The organism is Chitinophaga agrisoli (assembly GCF_008386695.1).
Lineage (GTDB): Bacteria > Bacteroidota > Bacteroidia > Chitinophagales > Chitinophagaceae > Chitinophaga > Chitinophaga agrisoli.
Genome location: NZ_VUOC01000004.1, coordinates 2,032,508 through 2,047,994, shown reverse-complemented (window position 1 = coordinate 2,047,994; position 15,487 = coordinate 2,032,508). Strand labels below are relative to the sequence as shown.

Annotated in this window: 12 protein-coding genes; 7 read left to right on the top strand and 5 right to left on the bottom strand. The window is 41.1% G+C overall.

From position 1 onward, the window contains the following. Positions 1–283: 283 nt before the first annotated feature. Both F0L74_RS27245 and F0L74_RS27240 read left to right on the top strand, forming a co-directional pair. A complete protein-coding gene (locus F0L74_RS27245) occupies positions 284–3,490 on the top strand; it encodes an NAD(P)/FAD-dependent oxidoreductase (protein WP_149841062.1) in 3,207 nt (1,068 codons plus the stop codon). Between the two features lie 10 nt (positions 3,491–3,500). Then, complete coding sequence (locus F0L74_RS27240; RefSeq protein ID WP_188316191.1) at positions 3,501–3,992, top strand: TlpA family protein disulfide reductase; 492 nt, start codon at positions 3,501–3,503, stop codon at positions 3,990–3,992. A gap of 826 nt (positions 3,993–4,818) precedes the next feature. Here the strand turns inward: F0L74_RS27240 and F0L74_RS27235 are convergent. Next, the gene (locus tag F0L74_RS27235) at positions 4,819–7,326 is read right to left on the bottom strand and encodes an alpha/beta hydrolase family protein (protein WP_188316190.1); all 2,508 of its coding nucleotides are present in this window, start codon (positions 7,324–7,326) and stop codon (positions 4,819–4,821) included. Positions 7,327–7,646: 320 nt separating this feature from the next. After that, complete coding sequence (locus tag F0L74_RS27230; RefSeq protein WP_149841059.1) at positions 7,647–8,768, bottom strand: acyltransferase family protein; 1,122 nt, start codon at positions 8,766–8,768, stop codon at positions 7,647–7,649. Positions 8,769–9,346: 578 nt separating this feature from the next. On the opposite strand from F0L74_RS27230, the gene F0L74_RS27225 reads away from it, so the two are divergent. From F0L74_RS27225 to F0L74_RS27210, 4 genes are all read left to right on the top strand, one after another. Beyond that, positions 9,347–10,870 (top strand): hypothetical protein, encoded by a 1,524-nt coding sequence (locus tag F0L74_RS27225; protein WP_149841058.1) that lies wholly within the window; start codon positions 9,347–9,349, stop codon positions 10,868–10,870. Between the two features lie 491 nt (positions 10,871–11,361). Then, a complete protein-coding gene (locus tag F0L74_RS27220; RefSeq protein ID WP_149841057.1) occupies positions 11,362–11,619 on the top strand; it encodes a hypothetical protein in 258 nt (85 codons plus the stop codon). 5 nt (positions 11,620–11,624) lie between these two features. Further along, complete coding sequence (locus tag F0L74_RS27215; RefSeq protein WP_149841056.1) at positions 11,625–12,464, top strand: hypothetical protein; 840 nt, start codon at positions 11,625–11,627, stop codon at positions 12,462–12,464. Further along, positions 12,451–13,065 (top strand): P-loop NTPase family protein, encoded by a 615-nt coding sequence (locus F0L74_RS27210; RefSeq protein ID WP_188316189.1) that lies wholly within the window; start codon positions 12,451–12,453, stop codon positions 13,063–13,065. Before F0L74_RS27215 ends, F0L74_RS27210 begins: the two co-directional genes overlap by 14 nt. 120 nt (positions 13,066–13,185) lie before the next feature. Here F0L74_RS27210 and F0L74_RS27205 read toward each other — a convergent pair whose 3' ends face one another. Continuing rightward, the gene (locus tag F0L74_RS27205; RefSeq protein WP_149841054.1) at positions 13,186–13,854 is read right to left on the bottom strand and encodes a hypothetical protein; all 669 of its coding nucleotides are present in this window, start codon (positions 13,852–13,854) and stop codon (positions 13,186–13,188) included. Positions 13,855–14,031: 177 nt separating this feature from the next. Here F0L74_RS27205 and F0L74_RS27200 point away from each other — a divergent pair, with 177 nt between their 5' ends. Continuing rightward, the gene (locus F0L74_RS27200; RefSeq protein ID WP_149841053.1) at positions 14,032–14,319 is read left to right on the top strand and encodes a hypothetical protein; all 288 of its coding nucleotides are present in this window, start codon (positions 14,032–14,034) and stop codon (positions 14,317–14,319) included. Positions 14,320–14,647: 328 nt separating this feature from the next. On the opposite strand, the gene F0L74_RS27195 is transcribed toward F0L74_RS27200, so the two are convergent. Then, a complete protein-coding gene (locus F0L74_RS27195) occupies positions 14,648–14,920 on the bottom strand; it encodes a hypothetical protein (protein WP_149841052.1) in 273 nt (90 codons plus the stop codon). A gap of 10 nt (positions 14,921–14,930) precedes the next feature. Further along, a complete protein-coding gene (locus F0L74_RS27190; protein ID WP_149841051.1) occupies positions 14,931–15,377 on the bottom strand; it encodes a MauE/DoxX family redox-associated membrane protein in 447 nt (148 codons plus the stop codon). Between the last annotated feature and the right edge of the window lie 110 nt (positions 15,378–15,487).

Sequence of the window (15,487 nt, the reverse complement as noted above, 5' to 3'; positions counted from 1 at the left end):
TTTGATAATAAATGTGTTATCTATGTATTTAGTGTGTTAGTTATGGAAGGTGAATCGCGTTATGAACTTACGATGATCTGAACCCTTAAAGCATTGTTCTATGCCACAAAAAGTTCGCTTATCAACAGATAAACCCAAAAAAGTTCCGGTTATTTCGGTGTGGTGACAGAGGTTGCCCATGACAGAGATGTAACAAGTTTAAAATGTTGCTATTCTTTTGCTCTCTCGTTGCGAATCCCCCTTGCAACGGTTAGTCTACGTATGGTCATTAATATATGCAAATATGAATAAAAAGGCAATTATTATAGGTGCTGGACCAGCAGGGCTTACAGCCGCATATGAATTGTTGAAGAAAACTGACATTATTCCCGTTATACTGGAGAAGTCTGGGGATATAGGTGGTATTTCAAAAACGGTTAATTATAAAGGGAATCGTATAGATATTGGAGGACATCGTTTTTTTTCTAAGTCAGACAGGGTAATGGATTGGTGGCTGAATATAATGCCCGTGCAGACCGACGGGAAAGACATCTTTAGTATCAGTTATCAGAATAAGTCACGGGAAGTAAATGCGACAACATCAGTGAATAACTTTTCGGGCGATGAATCTGATAAGGTAATGTTGATACGTAAGCGTTTGTCAAGAATTTATTTCCTGCGTAAGTTTTTTACCTACCCAATTCAACTGTCGCTGGACACTCTTACCAAACTCGGTATATGGACTACTATGGCCATCATGTTTTCCTATTTGAAAGCCCAAATAGTTCCTCGCAAGCCTGAGATGAATTTGGAAGATTTTATGATCAACCGGTTTGGAGAGGTTTTGTACAAGTTATTTTTTAAGGATTACACGGAAAAAGTATGGGGCGTCGCGTGTAATAAAATATCAGCAGAGTGGGGTGCGCAGCGCATAAAAGGAGTATCTATTACCAAAGCTATTCAACATGCACTACACCTGGCAAGGAAGAGTAAAAAAAGTAAGGAGGGTGTTGATTTAGGTCAGAAGGATACAGAAACCAGCTTGATTGAACAATTTTTGTATCCCAAACTTGGCCCGGGGCAGTTGTGGGAGGAAGTGGCCAGGCAGGTAGAAGAAATGGGAGGCGTAATTTTGATGCACCAAGATGTTAAATGCATTTATACCGAGGAATCCGGAGAGTGCGTGACTGCAGTGTCGGCTATTAACAGTGTTACCGGTGAAACGAGTTACCTGGAAGGCGATTATTTTTTTTCGACTATGCCCATTCAGGAACTAATTGGAGGCCTGAACGGCTCCATACCTGAAGATGTGAAGCATGTGGCGTCTGGTCTCCAATACCGGGACTTTATTACTGTTGGGGTATTACTTAAAAAGCTTTCTTTTAGAGATAAGAAAACAGGGGAGTGGAAACCATTGGACCTAAATGATACCTGGATTTACATACAGGAAAAGGATGTAAAGGTGGGACGGCTGCAGATATTTAATAATTGGAGCCCCTATATGGTAAAGGATCCGGAGACAACATGGGTCGGAATGGAATTTTTTTGTAACACCGAAGACGATTTTTGGAAGTTACCGGATGCCAGAATTAAGCAGTTGGCTATCGGAGAATTGGAAAAGATTGGATTGGCTTCAGAAGCAAATGTGTTGGACGCCACTGTGTTAAGAATGGAAAAAACATATCCGGCGTATTTTGGAACCTATGATCGCTTCGATGTTATACAGAATTATATTGATAAGTTCGAGAATCTCTTCTTGGTTGGTAGAAATGGTATGCATAAATACAATAATTCTGACCACTCCATGCTTACAGCAATGGTGGCGGTGGATAATATTGCGGCGGGCATTAAATCTAAGAAGAATATATGGGCTATTAATACAGAACAGGAGTATCATGAAGAAAAACAGGAATCCAGGCAAGGGGATGAAAATGTACTCGTGAAGGCGTCAGGCACGAGTAGTGGAAGATTAGAATCTAATTTAAAGGACTATATATTTAAAAATGCGAATAATAGGCTTTTCGTATGGACAGGTATATTTGGAATTTTGATACAGTTTATTATTTTCAAATGGCTATATCCGTTCGCGGGGTTTATTAACGGCGATTCATATGCGTACCTGGAAGCAGCCTATCATAATCTTGATATCTATTTCTATCCGATTGGTTATTCCAGATTATTAAGACTCTTCAGCGTTTTTACAAAATCAGATCTAGCGTTGGTGACGTTTCAGTATCTGTTGCTTCAGGGGGGAATAATGTATTTTTTGTTTACGCTGTTTTACTTTTATAACCCAAGAAGAGTTGTTAAAGCCATTTTGTTTTACTTTATGTTGTTTAACCCCGTGTTTTTATATTTAAGTAATTATGTGTCCAGTGACGCGGTATTTCTCTCGCTTAGTCTGATATGGTTGACCCAGTTATTTTGGATTGTATATCGCCCAACCAATCGTATGATTTTACAAAATGTTGTGTTACTATTTATCCTGTTCACTATCCGATATAATGCATTGTATTATCCAATTATCATGGCGATAGCTTTTTTGCTATCCAGAGCGCATGTGGGAACAAAAGTAGCGGCTTTTGCGCTTGGATTGATATTAATCGGTGGGTTTGTACAACATACTAGTAATAAATATAATATCTTAACAGGAAAGAGGCAGTTTTCTCCCTTTACGGGATGGCAGCTAGCCAATAATGCACTATATGCCTATCGATACATAGATAGTGCAGATGTCAAACCGGTACCAGCAGAATTTAAGGAGTTAGATCGTATGGTAAGGACTTATTTTGATACTACTCGCGATACAAAAAAACATCCGCAAGAGATGTTACAGGCCAGTACGGTTTATATGTGGGCGCCAATATCTCCCTTGCAGGAATATATGAAAAGAAAAATACCTAATGATACTAGCATTGGGAAACTTAAACAGTGGGCTACGGTCGCTCCGTTATACGCTGAATATGGCGCATATCTTATTAAGAAATACCCTGCTGAATTCGCGGAATATTATTTGTGGCCAAATGCGTTAAAGTATTACGCGCCTCCTGTTGAATTTCTACAGACATATAGCACGGGGGTAGATTCGGTGCCTCGTATTGCACTTGCATGGTTTGGTTATAAGAGTAATAAATTGACAACTCAATTTAGGGACTTTAAGGTTGGTGTATTAAACTTTTATCCCGTATTAATAGGTGTAATGAATGTAGTGTTTCTATTGGGATTCATTTCATTTATATTGTTGGATGGCCTTCGGAATAACCGTTGTCTCTATAAAGGGCTGTGGCTTATTATTCCCCTATGGATGACAAATTTGGGATTTAGCGTGTTCGCATCACCAATTGCACTGAGATTTCAATTGTTTCCTGCACTTGTTTCCATGTCGTTCACCATACTGTTTATTGAGTATGTTATTAGGGAAGCAAGAGGACAGCAAATGGCGGAATTAAATCCTAACCTAAAGAATTTAGAACGGGAATTGGTGGATGTCAAACTCAAACTTCAAAATTAAAGGAAACAATATGAAAAGAAGCATATTATTATCACTGCTGATCTTCCTTGTAGGATGTTATGCGCGGCCAACAGAAAAGACAGGATTGGAAGGGAAACCTATGCCGGATTTCGACTTGTGGCTTGCAGATAGTTCAACGTATTTTAATACGGGAAAAATTAGCTCAGGAATGCCAACCGTGTTGTTTTATTTTGGGCCGCATTGTCCATATTCGAAAGCCCAGATGGAAGACATCTTAAGTAATATGAAGATGTTTAAAGACGTAAATTTTTACATTTTTACTACTACGGTGTTCCCAGAGATGAAAGAGTTCTATGAACACTATTCTTTAGGTAAATATCCGAACATTGTGACTGGAATTGACACCGCTATATTCTTCCCAACTTATTTTAAGGCGCAAGGTGTCCCCTATTTGGCCATTTATGGAAAGGATAAAAGATTAAAGGAAGCCTTTGTTGGAAAAGTCTCTGCGAAACATATCAAAAGAGTTGTGGACAATTGATCAGAATTGCGCAGTGATCTAAATAACAATTACCGGTAATTTGAGAAATGGGGTAGCTGAAAACCATCATAAAAGAGTAAGCACAATTTGAAACCTAAAGTTTAGCTTTTTGATTTAAAAAAGCGCTGTAATCATGAAAAAGGCAAAAATTATGTTAACCGCTATCGGCGTATTGGCAGTGGTAGGTGGAGCATTAGCCCTGAAAGCAAATAATCCTCAGTCTCGGTTATTCTGTTCACTGCAACAGGGACAGCAGTGTACTATTCCCGTGCAGCCTCGCACTTTTGTAAATGACAATTTGGGTACTATTCCCAATACATTCTGCAGCCTGGCTCCGAGCGCTACATGTCCGCTTACCACTATATACGTAGCTCAATAATCGTTGTTTGAATACGTATTAACTTTCACCCACAGGACCATACAGGTCCTGTGGGTTATATAAATTATTTACTTTGAGTTGAAGTGTAAATTTTATAAAATGGCTAGAATAATGTTGATGATGATGGTTGTATTTACAATTGTAGGAGGAGTATTAGCATTAAAGCTTCGGTGCCCCACCTGCCGATTATTTTGTTCGTTGCAAAAACGGACAGCAGTGTACAAACTCCTGTACTGCCCCGCACTTTTGTAGATCAAGGTATGGGGACTATTCCGTATACATTCTGTAGCCTGGCTCCGAACGCCGTATGTCCTCTTACTACCATATACTTAGCCCTATAGCGACTGTGAAAGAGCTCAGCATGTTGCTGATAAGTCAGCTAGTGCTAAGAGGTCCTCCTGTATATAATAAGATCAGTTTACAGGTTTAAAGATATTCAAATCCCATCTAATTGGATGGTTGAGCTTTGTCATCAGAAGATAGCCCGTCAACAACCCCTTTTTCCCTGGCGGGTATTCCATGCGTCATCCACTTTGGGGCTGGTTTATCCTTAAGATAATGATCAAAGAATTGCATTAAGCGAATGCTATAGTCAATTGCGGAGCTTTCGCCGTCAATTGTATGTCCCCCGTCATCATATTGTAAAAGCCAAACTTTTTTGCGTGCTTCTCGCAATGCTAGAAAGAATTCCAGGCTTTGTGAAAAGGGTACGGTTTTGTCTCCTTTATTATGGGCTATAAGAAAAGGTGTAGTAACATCATTTACCCGTAGTATCGGAGAGGCGCTCATAAAAAGGTTGGGGTTTTGCCATGGGGCATCATTGAAGATGAACCCATAGGTTCCGCTAATATTTCCATATTCCGTCAGGCTTAGGTAAGCGCTTGTGCAATCTGAAACTCCGGATTGAGAACATGCCGCCGCAAACAGGTTTGTGTGCGTTACAATATAGTTCGTTTCATAGCCACCAAAGCTGCAACCTTGGATGCCCATTCTTTGCGGATCAATGAACGGGAATGTTGATAGGTATTGTGCTGCAGATGTAAGAGTTGCCAGGGCGCTTTCTCCGACAGACACATTTTCCTGAAAATATATATCGGGTGTGAAGACTAAGTAGCCATTACTAACAAACCAGGGAATATTAATTGGGCCAACGGAAGCCGATGGGAAGTGGTAGCGGTTTAACTCGGGAGTAAGTTTTTGATAGTAGTAGAATATGACGGGGTATTTTTTGTTCGGATCGAAATTGTCGGGTTTGTATAAAGTGCCTTGTGTAGGAAATTTTTTTGATACTTGAAACGTATGTAATTCACTTGTTAACCAGTTGTATTGGGTTTCCGGATGTATATTGGTTAGACATTGATAGGTCGTGAAATTAGTTGTAAAGAAATAGTTGGGGGACTCTGCAGCACTCTCCCGCTTGAGAATAAAAGCATTTTTATTTGTTGAATATAATGGTTGAGAACCAATAAAGAAACGAGGTGAATAGTATATATTATCGGTCATACTTAAAAGATCGGGGTCTCCTTTATCTCCAAGCTTTTTGCTGTAAAAGCCATTTTTTTTGTTTAATGTATTAAAGGCGGTGAGTATAATTTCTTCCCTGGGATCATAAATTACGCTGCGGCCGGATGCACTGTATAATGCGAGGTTAAAAATAATATTATGTTCCCGGCCATATCCGTTAGTTATATTGACTGGTGCATTTATTCCTTTGGGGTCTATCTGCCATATGTCAAAATGGTCATATATAAGAACGGCGGTGTCGTTACCAAGCCAGGCCGCGATGCCAATTGGACTGGTATTCCTGTTATGAACATGATCATGGTTTTCTTTTAACCAGTTAATAGAAAGCCCCTTGGTGAGGTTACGCGTGATGCTGGAGGAAATTTCGTAACTATAATAGGTACTGTCTTTTGGATTATAGTAGATGATATACTTTTCAGATGGCGATAAACTTATATTATACTGGCCCTCTATTTTTCTCTTTTCTCCGCTACTGACGGATTGTAGGTAATAGCGGTAAGGAGTTTGTCTGCTAATTAAGTTTATTTCAGGCGGCTCACTTAGAATGACATAATTGTTGGTTTTTTCATCTCCAGTCCTGATTTCTACAAACTCTTCGTTCCTATGCGTTAACCTGGTCACGTGACGGTTATTAATATTAATAACTGCTGTATAGTAGTGGGCCGCACCTTTCCACCCATTATTTAGCTCATAGAGCTGTTGTGATTGAAGGACAGGATCCTGATAGCTCCAGACGTCTACTTGCACACTGCTGGTTCTTGAACGGGGAATGTCTGTATCCCTTAAAGTAAAGAATAATTTGCTTCCATCCCTATTAAAACCATCATATGCCAATCTATCTATTTCTAACTTATTATTAGTAAGCAACGTGTCTTCATTCAGCAATAGAATGGCTTTATCATTATCCTTTTTATAGTGCCATATCGTTTTTTGGGGGATAGATTTGTTAATATTATGGGGTTGAGATGCCATGAACGCTAGTTGACTATGTTCCTGGTCAAAAAGGAAACTGCCATCTACTATTTTTTGCCGGTTAATGTCGGCCGTCCATATCGTTTTTATTTTACCGTTGTTAAGTGTAAGCCATTCCAGAGATTGTTCCACTATATTCCCCTGTTTTCTTTCTCTCTGTAGAAGAAGATCATCACTTTTGGGAGCAAATAAAAAACTTCTAACAGCGGAGAAAGTTTTCTTTTCTCCCGTTTCAATGTTCATTGCAATGAACTTTTCTGGACTACTTTTTTGATTATAGGCCAACCATGTGTTACCAGTATTGGTTGATAGTTGGAAATTGTTTGCATCGGGTATATAAGAGACAGAGGACGTGCCGAGAGTAACGATAGCCAGGCTATCTTCGCTGTAAGGATATATGACATATCGATTATCTTCTGTGAATTTTGCCTGAAATGTCTTAATGTTTTCGAGTTGCATTTTCCAGCTGTTTTTAGTGGACTGTAACGTTAGAAAACTGGAGCCTGCAGGTTGGTTATCGATCACATACATTGCGTAATTACCATCATTGCTTATCACGGCGTCACCAATGCTTGGCCACTTGTTAAAGGTACTCGTATCGATATTCGGTTTTTGTCCGAAAGAGCATATTGGCAGGAACTTAAGGAATAGAATGACTAAATATATTTTTTTCATCGTTGAAAAGGTCTTGAATATGAAAACGCAAAAGCGGTTAGTTTGTACTATTGCTGTTTGCGTTACAAGCCGGTGAGGCGCTGAAGGTATGTGCGATCCTTTTATTAAGCCAAATTCCCTGAAAGGTAAGTGGGTGCAGAACGTTGTAAATGCTTGTACTGAAGATAATTTAGTAAGGGTGATTCCACTAGTTTATAAAAGATGATTCCGATCAGTGTTGCAATACCCACATGCATGAAAATGCTGAGGTCCGGATTGAATGGAAAGCCTATTTTACTGTATAAAATAGAGCAAATATAAAATACTGTCAAATGCACTAGGTAAATAGAGTAGGATGCATCACCTGTAATTCTAGATAGCTTATTATTCCATATCCAATTCAATGTGCCATTTTTTTCGAGTAGAATACAACCTGCTGTCAGGAGGCCACTCGGTACGCCCCATAGAAGAAAACGTTGCATGCTCAGTTGCCCTGAGAGTGTATGGCCCGCTTCTGAAATTTCCCCATAGCCCCAGAATATTGAATAGATGAAACCAACTATGCCTGATATCACCAGTAAGGCCGCGATCCGGTTGTTTACGTGAAAGTTTAAATACACCCAGCAAGTGATAACACCTAATAAAAATTCTAATTGGACGGGGTTGGTGATGAATATTAGGCGGTAGTCACTTGGAGCGGCAATTTTCCCAAGAATAACAAGCGTTGTAATTAATAGTACGAGATGCAAAGGCTTATTAGTGCTTCTGAATATAATTAGTAGAATGAAAACGAGGTAAAAAAACCATTCAAAGCTTAAAGTCCATCCAATTAATAGTATTGGGTTGTATTGATTGGTGTCACCCGTGACAGGTACTATAAGCAAGGTGTCGGCGAGGCTGCTTAGTAGCTGTGGCCAGAATATTTGAGATCCTCTTATCCAGGCGTAGGTTAACATTGATAGTGCTAATAAGGCACTTCCAACATAGTATATAGGATTGATCCTGATAAAGCGCTTCACTAGAAAGTTAAATCCGCTTTTTGTTCCGGTATATTTGTTCGCCACAAATGTGATGATGAAACCTGAGATTGCGAAGAAGATATCAACCCCGATGGCACCGAAATTTTGTAAATAAAAGAAATTTTGTTGTTTCGATACAGAAAACTGCATTTGTAAGTCGATAGCATGTACATAAACGACTAGCAACGCAGCAATGGAGCGAAGAAATTGTATGGAATGGAGTTTCATAGACCCAAATCGAATTTTGAGGGTTAAGACAAGAAGAATCGTTGTATAGTAGGGTAATTTATGGTAAATCACCGTAAACTAGATCGCAGTGCCATACTTTTGCTAGTTTTGACAATTCTTTATTGGTTGTTAGTCTTCAAAGATTGAATGATAATTACACTGCAGTAAGAAAGATTATCTTCCATCAGATTTCTATGACTGTACGACAACTATAATTAATCATTAGACATGTATAGTGCCGAAGAAGATATTATTAACCTTGAAAGGATTTATGTATGATGAAGGCAAAAGTTTTGTTTACGCTCATCGTAATACTTGGATTGGTAGGTGGTGCGTTTGCACTTAGGATTCAAAGCCCTGCAGGTAAGGCTTATTGTACCGCTCCCGAAAGGCCGTTTTGCACAGTGCCAGTTCCTTATAGGAATTTCGGGAATCAAGGCTCAGCACACATGCAGGTCGTAAGATGTTCTATTGCACCTGTTAGTATTGAGTGTGACTTTACTACCATATTTGTAGTAGAGTAAATATTAGGGTGACGATATAAAATACGATCTGCTTTGATATTTATTAATTTATTTATGAAGACCCTAAAAATTGATATTAAATGGTTTAGAATAGCCCGGCATGTTCCAGTGAGTTCCCCTTTTATTGACTGGCTTTGGAGTGCTAAAGCTAAAGTATGGATGTGTACTTTATACGGCATAGCTATTGTTTTGCAGATAATCTTTTATAAGTATCATTACCCGTATCCTAGTTTTTTTCCTGACTCTTACTCGTATATAGAAGCGGCCGCTAAAGATTGGGATGTTAATATCTGGGCCACCGGGTATTCCAGTTTTTTAGCGATATTCAATTACTTCTCTACCTCCCATGTATCACTTGTCGTTTTTCAGTATCTGTTTTTGCAAGCGGGCATACTCTATTTTATTCTTTCTGTTAGTTTTTTATTAGGTGTAGGGAGAGTGACGCTTCATGTATTGCTGATCGGCAATCTCTTTAACCCTTTATTATTGTACGTGGCAAACTTTGTTTCTAGTGATGCAGTATTTACCGGGGTCAGCTTAATTTGGATTACACAATTGCTATGGATACTGTTTCGACCTTCCGTTTATTTATTTTTATTTCATGCAATAGCATTGTTGGTAGCCTTTTCAGTACGCTATAACGCGCTTTATTACCCGGTTATTAGCCTGCTGGTCATTGCCGTGTCAAAAAATGGTGTATGGAAGCGGTTGGTGGGTGTGATGGTTGTCGTCCTATTGATGGGAGGATATGTAGTGAGAACAATGTATCTGCATTATAAAGTCACAGGTTTCGCCCAGTTTTCAATATTTGGTGGTTGGCAACTGGCGAGTAATGCGTTGTTTGCGTATTCGCATGTGGTTCCGCTTGATCCTATAGAGACTGTTCCTCATGAACTTAAAGAGTTGCATGCAGTTACTAATCGACATATGAGGTACATGGATAGTGTGCTTCAGCGACCCGATATGGAATTGAGTATTTACTATTTGTGGGATAACCGGGCGCCGCTTAAGACATACATGCATGAAAGGTTTAAAGAGGATGATTCAACGGAGATTTTTAAAAGATGGGCAGCTGTTTCTCCGCTATATGGGAAATATGGGGCATTTCTCATCAAACGACATCCGGGGGCCTTTATGAGATATTATTTGATTCCCAATATGATTCACTATTATGTGCCACCAACTGAATTTTTGATCGTGTATAACATGGGACGAGATACGTTGGATAATATAGCTGTAAGTTGGTTCAGACTCAAAAGTAATAAAGTCCATTCTTCTTCGAGCGGAAGGGAGATTAAAATAGTAAAGGTATTTCCATTATTTCTTGCAATGGTCAACTGGGTGTTTGTGTCGTCATATGTTATTCTTATTCTCCTTTTTAGGTCAGGATTGGAAAGTTCGTTCTTCAAAACTGCTATTAATCTAGTGGCATTCGTTTGGATATGCAATTTATTATTTGGCGTATTTTCGTCTCCAGTGGTGCTGCGGTATCAGGTATTTCCGCAAATTTTCACATTGACATTTTCGCTGCTTATTTTAAGTTATATTGTCCAGCTAAGTAATTTCAAGAAGACGTGACGAGCGCTATTTTGTCGGTTATATTTTTCGAATACGGTGAATATTTGAAGTTAAACTTGAATAATAACCATATGATTGTTATCATATCGTACATTTGCGTACAGGTGCCTTGACAAATAGTGCTGTGTTAAAATGTCATTGGCAAAGGAGAGGGACTAATTGATCTTAACCCCCAAGCTGAATCTTTTAATAATCAAGATATAGGCCCTGCTTCGAACTTCAATTTTTGAAATTTACACAGTCACTGAGATAGTCCCCAATCATTTTTAATCTCCACAGTCTAAATTTTTTTTAGCATCCATAAATTATCAAATCAATCCATTCCTTATCTTCGCGTCGCTTTCGTTCTTACTAGTTACACTTCCCCAACGCCTTCTCTGGAATCTTACCCAAATTAACTTGCGCATGCCAGGCAACAGAAGCTTCAATTCTTCTGCATGCCTTGCTGCACCTTATTAAACAAACATTTTATAACCCAAACAAGGAAAACTATGAAACGACCACCGCTCTCCTCCCAGGAGGAAGCCATCAAAGATGCCGTCCTGAACGACATTCTCTCCGCGCTGCTTCTGCAAAACAGCCTGACACCGCTGTTACTTAGGAGCAAGCAAATTGTCGGAATCTTCCGCGTATCACCCAGCGAACTATGTTTCATGCGTGAAAACGGAGTTATTTCCACCGTAAAACGGAAAGGCGTTCATCATTACAATCCGATGGACATATTAGACCTATTACTAACTAAAAATTAGAATGAATGAACTACATCGCACATTTAAACGCCTTTTTCCAGCGTCAACGCAATGGCGACAATCTGGCGCCATATGAGTTCTGCTTGTATATGGCAATTTTCGACCTATGGAATACCAGGCGGTTCGAAAACCCTTTCTTCCTGGATTGCCAGCGACTGATGACCGTAAGTGGTATCCATTCGGAGAATACCTATCGAAAATACCTCAGATCGCTGCGTGACAAAGGCTACTTCAAGTATGATCCCGGTGTCAATTTTGCTCAGGTTACAATGATACCATTACAGCCTACCCCTTCAACAAATGGGGGACCAAAGGAAACGTCCCCAGATAATGCAGGGGGCAACCAGTGCGCTGGTACCCCGCATGAAACGCCGGGTAACCCTGGTAAAGGAACGCAATCTGCCCCCCCAACAGATGAGTCCAATTATAAACAATGTTCAAACAGGGTACACAAGGGGAGACGGGCGCGCGCTCGGAAATCACATGCTAAAGGTTCAGGTAGGAAACATTTCAAAATTTCTGTCAGAACTAACTTATCCAATGATTCACGGTCGGGCAAACAATCCCGCTCAAGATCCTTCCGCAAAGTACCCCCTCCGCCGCCAACGCTCCAGGAAGTAAAGGATTATTTCAAGTCAATGAACTATCCGGCAAACGAAGCGGAAGCCTTCTTTTTCCATTATGAGAACAAGTACTGGCATACATCGGACGGTAAGCCTGTCAACATATGGGAAGCCGTTGCGCGTAAATGGATGTCAGGAAACAATAACCTAAAGAAAAATAGCAACTATGCACCCGCAAAAAATAATAACAAACACGGAGGGAAAGATTATGGAGCCTACTAGCTATGATCTTGCGTTGGAGGCCATCTGTATTAAGGGAAAGGAGATCTATGGCCCCGGGTATAAAATAACTAGTGAAACTGAGCCAGTTATTCTGAAATTGCTCACCTGGTTTTTGCTGGATGAGGCACGGGCTGCAAAAGAAGGTATATCGCTAAATAAAGGCATCCTGCTTGCCGGTCCAATAGGATGCGGCAAAAGCGCGCTGATGCGTATCTTTCGATCTTTAGCTAGTGAGGTGCTGCCTTTTGCGATGATATCTTGTGATCAGGTCTCCTTGGACTTTGCGAAGCATGGTGCAGTGGCCATCGAACAGCTGACGACCAGATCATTTTCAGTCAACGATAGGCCGCTTGCCAGATGCTTCGAGAACCTGGGACATGAAGGAAATCTGTCTCACTATGGCGATAAAACGGATCTAATGCGTATGATACTCTCAGTTCGGTACGATCTATTCATAAAATATGGGATGTTAACCCATATTACCACGAATTTAGACCCAGCGGAGATAGAAGAGCGGTATGGCTACCGTATTCGCAGCTGCATGCGCGAGATGTTTAATATCATCGCTTTCCCGGCATCCAGCCCTGACTTGAGGAAGTGATAAAGGCAGGGCTGTAAAACTACAGCCCTACTTTTTTTCATTTCGGCGGAAAGAGAACGTTCTACCGTTTAACCTGATGCTATGAAACAAACTAGGAAAAACACATCACGCGCGGCGCCATTAGGCTGCTACATCAACCTGGACAATCGACAGGGGATTAAATCTCCCTGTGTTCAGCGGATAATACTTGCCATTTGTCTCCTGGAAGTATTTCACGCCCAGTGCCAGGAACAACGGCCGGGTACTATTCGCTGTAAGCGCGTTGTTCAGGGTGATGGCAGGCTCAGTTTGGGATCCATAGACAAGGGGCGCTGTCTCGGTATTAACGCCGTTTTGGAGGCCATTGGCGAAATCCAACTCGGAGGCAGCAGACACAATGGCGAAATGCGTAGTGCCCTGTGGGGCTTTCATCACCGTTTGAGGAACAAAATCGGGAATGCTGATGTTCAGCGTGCCAGCGACGCGGTCTATGCTCGCCGTGTAAGGGGTAAAAAGCACAGTAGACAGCTTTCCGATGTTGTTGAACTCAAATCCGCGCAGCAGCTGCAGATTGCCTTCAGCTACGGTTCGCATGCCGCGGTCATTCACCTTGTCTTCCTTGAGCACCTTGTACATCTTGGCAGACAGCCGTTGCGTCAGCTTGCGGTCGCCGGACCGCCCAGATAGCACACGGAAGGAGTCGTTTAACAGTTTGCCGGCATTGGCCGCCCGCTCAAATTCGGCCATGTTTTCCCGGGTACGCTCAAATGCGGGATCGTTGTCGATACGTTTACTTATGTTACTTGCCATAAGAAATTTGCTTAAAAAATTATGTATTTGGCAGTATGTTATGGGGCACATACCGTTTAAGCCCTCACCATGGTGAAATGCTGTCCAGAACTCGATTTCAGCGCTTTCATTCTGTAACATTTTCTTTATTTTTGTGTTTGATAGTGCAATACTAAAAATGATCGCTAACGCAAAAAAATGAAACGGACGTTTCGATCATATTTGATACAAAACGATCGTTTTGATAGCTACTTTTTAACCGAAAACACCAAAAAAGAGATGAGTAAGAAAATTCCACAAAGACTGATAATTCACACCCAGGATATCGAGAACATCACCGGAAAAAGCAATCAGGCGGCCAGGAGAATGCTTAATAAAGTCAGGAAACGTCTTGGAAAAGGTCAGGATGACCTGGTAACTATAGCGGAGTTTTGCGCCTGTATGGGACTTAGTGAAGAAAAAATTCAGCCATACCTGCAACCTTAATATTGGGTCGGTATTGCTATGCAACTGCTTAGCAACGTTACTGCAACTGCATGTAAACGTTACACCCTACCACGAAATGCCCCCTGGAATATCAGACGAATTAAAATATATGAGAAAAATTAAATGTATTGCCTATTTATCCCGATAGGCGTCTGTTTCGATCTGCCTGATAAATCCCTCAAAGAAAGCCGTGGATAAACACCCACGGCTTTCTCCCTTCATTACCGTTCCCACCATAACACATCTACAATTAAAAAAGGCATTTGCTACCACCACAGTATCCCCGCAGCAATAACAAACGCCCATTCAGAAGAGGAACTGGCATCACTCACGGTTCAGGCGACAACGGAATAATACACTTCGATTGATCATTATGATCTATGTCGTCATACAATTGAACCGTACCATGCTGCGCAACCGTAGTCACACAACCAGTGCCAGGGCCGTTACATTCTTCAAAGATCGATATAGGATTACAGGCGCCAACTACTGTATCCTGGTACCAATAGATCTGTCTGACCGTCGTGATCCTGGTCGCCGCGGCCGCGGCGCCAGCTATCACCACACAAAGAACACCCAGTAAAATTCTTGCTCTTTTCATAAAAATATATTTAAATGAATAGGGGAGTCTCCTCAACAATATATTTCCGCTTATGCAACACCATCCCGGTAAACGCGATCAGGGTAAAAACAATATTGAACACCAAATGCGCCCGCCAGCTCATCGTCCTGATCACCCCACCGCAGGAGCAGGGTTTATGCCCGGCAAACGCCAGTATATAGCCCACATACAAAGTAAAAACCACCATTAGAACAAAAGCGCTGTACAGTCCTATCCTCCGGAACCGCGTGATCAGCAACAACCCAGCCACCAGTAATTCAACCACCGGTACCCCCACCGCCAATACCGGCGTCAGGAACTGGTTGATCTGTGTAGAGAGTAAGTCAAACTCAAATGCCTCCTGCGTCAGTAACTTACTAAACCCCGTATACAGGAACAGCAGTACCAGCAGATAACAGGTAATTTCAAGCAGGATCTCGTTTCTCTTCGTGGTCATAGTCGGTGTGTTACGGAAGACAGACAGGGTTATCAATTTGAGGGCTACAGCCGGGCTACTACCCAAATTTACAACGCCTGACTGAACTACTTACGCAGTACCTCCAACCC

Coding starts and splice junctions, on each gene's coding strand:
- F0L74_RS27210 (WP_188316189.1), top strand. CDS start 12,451: ATGGAGCCTACTAGCTATGATCTTGCGTTGGAGGCCATCTGTATTAAG.
- F0L74_RS27205 (WP_149841054.1), bottom strand. CDS start 13,854: ATGGCAAGTAACATAAGTAAACGTATCGACAACGATCCCGCATTTGAG.
- F0L74_RS27225 (WP_149841058.1), top strand. CDS start 9,347: ATGAAGACCCTAAAAATTGATATTAAATGGTTTAGAATAGCCCGGCAT.
- F0L74_RS27235 (WP_188316190.1), bottom strand. CDS start 7,326: ATGCAACTCGAAAACATTAAGACATTTCAGGCAAAATTCACAGAAGAT.
- F0L74_RS27200 (WP_149841053.1), top strand. CDS start 14,032: ATGAAACGGACGTTTCGATCATATTTGATACAAAACGATCGTTTTGAT.
- F0L74_RS27230 (WP_149841059.1), bottom strand. CDS start 8,768: ATGAAACTCCATTCCATACAATTTCTTCGCTCCATTGCTGCGTTGCTA.
- F0L74_RS27195 (WP_149841052.1), bottom strand. CDS start 14,920: ATGAAAAGAGCAAGAATTTTACTGGGTGTTCTTTGTGTGGTGATAGCT.
- F0L74_RS27220 (WP_149841057.1), top strand. CDS start 11,362: ATGAAACGACCACCGCTCTCCTCCCAGGAGGAAGCCATCAAAGATGCC.
- F0L74_RS27215 (WP_149841056.1), top strand. CDS start 11,625: ATGAACTACATCGCACATTTAAACGCCTTTTTCCAGCGTCAACGCAAT.
- F0L74_RS27245 (WP_149841062.1), top strand. CDS start 284: ATGAATAAAAAGGCAATTATTATAGGTGCTGGACCAGCAGGGCTTACA.
- F0L74_RS27190 (WP_149841051.1), bottom strand. CDS start 15,377: ATGACCACGAAGAGAAACGAGATCCTGCTTGAAATTACCTGTTATCTG.
- F0L74_RS27240 (WP_188316191.1), top strand. CDS start 3,501: ATGAAAAGAAGCATATTATTATCACTGCTGATCTTCCTTGTAGGATGT.